The sequence below is a fragment of the Ulvibacter litoralis genome, from assembly GCF_900102055.1.
In the GTDB taxonomy this organism is placed as follows: Bacteria; Bacteroidota; Bacteroidia; order Flavobacteriales; family Flavobacteriaceae; genus Ulvibacter; species Ulvibacter litoralis.
This window is the reverse complement of record NZ_FNBA01000024.1, coordinates 1-4,501: the sequence shown is the minus strand read 5'-3', so window position 1 is coordinate 4,501 and position 4,501 is coordinate 1. Positions and strand designations below refer to the sequence as shown.

General features: G+C 31.1%; 4 protein-coding genes. All 4 read right to left on the bottom strand.

From position 1 onward, the window contains the following. Window positions 1-98: 98 nt before the first annotated feature. Window positions 99-704, bottom strand: coding sequence for a hypothetical protein (locus BLQ00_RS17045; RefSeq protein ID WP_093145524.1), 606 nt, complete (start codon window positions 702-704; stop codon window positions 99-101). Between the two features lie 347 nt (window positions 705-1,051). Next, a complete protein-coding gene (locus BLQ00_RS17040) occupies window positions 1,052-1,759 on the bottom strand; it encodes a hypothetical protein (RefSeq protein ID WP_093145523.1) in 708 nt (235 codons plus the stop codon). Between the two features lie 1,070 nt (window positions 1,760-2,829). Continuing rightward, window positions 2,830-3,651 (bottom strand): hypothetical protein, encoded by an 822-nt coding sequence (locus BLQ00_RS17035; protein ID WP_093145522.1) that lies wholly within the window; start codon window positions 3,649-3,651, stop codon window positions 2,830-2,832. Between the two features lie 252 nt (window positions 3,652-3,903). Continuing rightward, window positions 3,904-4,386 (bottom strand): hypothetical protein, encoded by a 483-nt coding sequence (locus BLQ00_RS17030; RefSeq protein WP_093145521.1) that lies wholly within the window; start codon window positions 4,384-4,386, stop codon window positions 3,904-3,906. Window positions 4,387-4,501 lie beyond the last annotated feature (115 nt).

Sequence of the window (4,501 nt, the reverse complement as noted above, 5' to 3'; positions counted from 1 at the left end):
GCCTATGGCATCTCAAAATCAAGAATACCGTATGATAAAAATTATGTTTCAAAATTAAACTAGAATTAGTTGTTTTTTAGCTCAGTTCTTTGTTGCCATTAGTATTTTTCAGTCAGTTTTTCAAATCCACTCATTAAATCAACAAGTTTTTGTCTTTCTTTCCAGCCAGGAAATTTATCCTTTATGAATAATTTCGGTTCATAGCTTCCATAAGCGATATAGTTCTTTCCTTGACAAATCCAAAAGCTGTAATCCGCTCCATCTGAAATTACTTTTGTTATTACTGTTCCTTTTTCCTTTCCTTTTTTTTCTATGATGTTTAATTGAGATTTTTCTATTTTATATTTATTTTCTTCAATGCAATTATTCAAATGATTCCAATAATATTGATATTCTTTTTTCTTAATATTTTTTTTCTTAACATTTACTTTTAGTTTAGGCGAATTTGGTTGGTAAACAACGAATCTTTTTACTTTTCCATTATTTTGGTAAACAATGAATTCCGAATTCTGTCCTTTTGTCCAATATGAAGAATAACCAATCTTAATTATTAACGAATTATTTTCTTTTAATTTTAGTAACTCCACATAATTATTTTCCGTTTCTGTTTTTCCTTCCCATTCAATTTTGGGAATTTTGAAATCTTGGGAAAAAATTTTTATGGAAAATATTAGAAACAATATTATTAATGGACTTTTTTTCATTTCGATAATTTGAATTCAAAAATAATTAGAGATTTAATTTCAATAAACTCAAATTGAGTGAAGTAGTCTTTTAGTTTAGCCAAATGTTCGATTTTAGCAGTTTTTCTATAATATTAATGGCAACGGGTTTGTATAACGATTGTTGCGTTTGGCGCAGCGCGTTGAGGGCAGCAGCGACAAGTTCTTCATTCTCTTCTTAGCGCCAAATTATTCAGAGCTGCGTGAGACTCAGAAGGGCAAGCGTAACGTTATTTTTCAGTAATCAATATAGTTAAATATTTGTAGAAATTATTGTGAAATTACCGCAAGAGCAATGATTGGTATACTTTGTTGGCAAACGTATTTTTTCAGTATGCTATTTCCAGTACAATAATTCGTTTTACAAGATAATCATTCAAATCTACTTTTTGATAAAGTATAACTTTCGCCAAAGTTTCTGGTCTGATAAATCCGTTTTGCTTTTGTCTATAAAAATTATTGAAAAATGTATCTCGTTCTTTAATTTGATAAATTGCTTGAATGTATTTTCCAATAGTATTAAATTCGGGTGTTTTCATTTCCGATTTGATAATAGAATCAGTATCCATATTTGAAAGAATATTTGGATAGTTTCTTGAGTATAAATATTCAAAAGTTCCGTCCGGATTGTCGTATTTATATCTTGATTTGATGTAAGGTACAGGACTATATAATAATTCCAACGAATCCTCTTTTTTATCTAAAGAGCTATTTTCAACTATCCAAACAGAATCTGGATAACGATAAATCTCATTTTTTAAATCACTTGATTTAAAAATCTTTCTCGCCTTTTCCGAAATCTTTTTCCAATCTTCAGTCTTTCCGTCACGCAATTCTGTCAGAAATTGTTCGTAGGCATTTTCTGTTTTTAGTTTGGGATATTGTCGTTTTAAAAAATCAGTTTCAAAATCCGTTACTAATTCGGTAAGAGTTTGGCTGTTTTCGGGACCTAAAGTTTCATCAAAGTCCGTTACATATTTATCTTTTGAACAACTCCAAAATATTAAAAATAATATGACAATTTTAATGGACTTCACTATTTCTTATATGTTTGCCAACGGGTTTGTATAACGATTGTTGCGTTTGGCGCAGCGCGCTGAGGGCAGCAGCGACAAGTTCTTCATTCTCTTCTTAGTTCCAAATTATTCAGAGCTGCGTGAGACTCAGAAGGGCAAGCGTTACGTTATTTTTCAGTAACCAATATAGTTAAATATTTGTAGAAATTATCAAGTAATTACCGCAAGAGCAATAATTGTTATACGTTGTTACTACAAGTAGCGAGACACGACCAAATAATTTGTCTCGGAATTACATTTAGATTCAGAGGTTTTTCGGATAAGCGTTAAAATCAGAAGGGTAGAAGGAGTTCAATATTGAAACTTGAATATCTTATGAGTTGAAAATTCAAAATCAGCTTTTTTCAATCGGAAGGACGTAAGAATGACCGACTTTGTTCTTAGCAGTAATCTGCTCGGAAAAAAATCCGAAGATTTTATTTCCGAGCTATTTTTAGTAACGGGTTTGTATAATAATTGTAGCGCTTGGCGCAGCGTGCGGCTTGAAGCGGCGACATCTTTTCAGTTTCTTATTTAGTTCCAATTATTCGGAGCCGCGTGAGAATCGGAAAGGCAAGCTAGTTCGTATTGTTCCGATAACTAAAGTAGTAATTTTTGAGTACTAAACACGAAGTAATTATGTAAAAGCTATGATTAGTATACATTGTTGCCATTTTTGGCGAGACACGAACCAAATGATTTGTCTTGGAATTATATTTTTCAATAACAGGTTTTTCGGAAAAGCGTTGAAATCAAAAGAGTAGAGGAAGTTCCGTTTAGAAACTTTAATTTCTTATAAATTGAAAGGTTTAAATAAAACTTTCAGTCAGAAGGACGTAAGAATGACCGACTTGTTTCTTAGCAGAAAGCTGTTCGGATTCGATTCGTAAGAATCAGAATCCGAGCGATTGATGGCAACGGTCTTGTATAAGATTAGTTGCGTGTTTTAAGCACTAAAGTTAGCAAATAAATCACAGATAGAAAGTCCGCGAGGACTTTCGTAAGTAGGCGAGAACTAGCAATTAATTTTATACGTTGTTAGGGTACGTTTTTTATTCTCTATATTTTATTTTTCTCGTCTTAACCATCTTTGTTTTTTTCTTTTTCAACTTTCCGCTTTCAGTTTGAATATGGCTATATCTTTTTTTTGAAATCCAATTTCCTTTTTTGTCATACTTATATTCAATTGTGTAACAAACATTATCCTTGTCGTTCCAATTTCTTTTGTAAAATATTAAATCTCCCTGTTCATTATATTTATTTGAAGTCTTTTGTTTTTTCTCTCCAGAATGACTTATAGCTCTATTGTTAGAATTAACCAGCTCGTTTTTATTGTTATATTGATTAATGACGACGACGTTATTTTCTAAATCGTAATTTGCAGTTTCATAACCAATTAAACTACCATTTCCATTAAAGTTCTCAAGTCTAATTAAGTTTTTTTCTTTGTCCAAGAAGTATTGAGCGATATTCGAAATTTGTTTTTGGGAATTATAATCTATCTGAACAAAATTGCCAATTGAATCATATTTATATTCAGTGTGTTTTGTTTGATATCCAATTATGTTTATCCATCTTTTGTTATCAAGTCTCACTCGTCTTTGCAAACTGTCATACTTATACATATTTAGCCAAATCAATTTATTTTTATCATCGAACCTTTTTAGACTTGTCAATTGCATTGACTTATTGAAATCCTTATGCTCAATTTCTGTTTTAATTCCGTCTGAATTATAAAAACTCGTTTTTTCAATAATTTGAGCAAAATTTGCATTCTTTTCGTATTTGGTAGCATTGCTGTTATAACTTGCTATTGACTGTGAAAAGGTCAGTTGCGATAGAAGGAAAGTAGCTATTAAAATTGTTAATCTCATTGATGTTTACTTGGTTTCTGTAAATGTACCCTAACGGGTTTGTATAATAATCGTTGCGTTTGGCGCAGCGCGATGCTGGCAGCGGCGACGAGTTCAAACTACACCTCTTAGTTCCAATTATTCAGAGCCGCGTGAGACTCAGAAAGGCAAGCGAGTTCAAATTTTCAGAAACCAATATAGTTAAATATTTGCAATCAATTTAATTCTAGTTTCGCAAGAGCTATGATTATTATACGGTGTTAGCCACAGTTTTTATATTGGACTATAATTTACAAATTCCAAATTCAAATTTTCAGCAATTCTTTGTGCTTCTAAATATGCATTATTTTCGTCTTTATAATCTGTAATTTTTAATCGACTTCTATGTGTCTTATTTAGCAGACATATTCTATATATTTTCTTTTTTTCAGAGAATTGAACTCCGGTTCTACTATATCCATAACTCTTTTGATTTATCTTTAGTAATGAGATAAAAGTATATTCCTCTATTGTTTTCCAGTTCCCAATTTTGATAAAGAAAAGTCCAACATAATATTTTATTTTACGTTGATTAAAATCAACGATTGTTCCTTTTCTAGTAAAAACTATTATAAGTCCAATTGATAAAATTGTAATTCCAATTTTCATTCTTGAGTCAAAAGTTCCCAAAAGGATTAGTCCGCAAATAATTAGAGTAATTCCTATAATTACGAACATTAATGGGAAAATTCTATCCAATTTATAATCAATTTTCATTTTTTGGTGAAATTGTGGCTAACGGGTTTGTATAATAATTGTAGCGCTTGGCGCAGTGTGCGGCTTGAAGCGGCGACACCTTTTCAATTCTCGATTTAGTTCAAATTATTCAGAG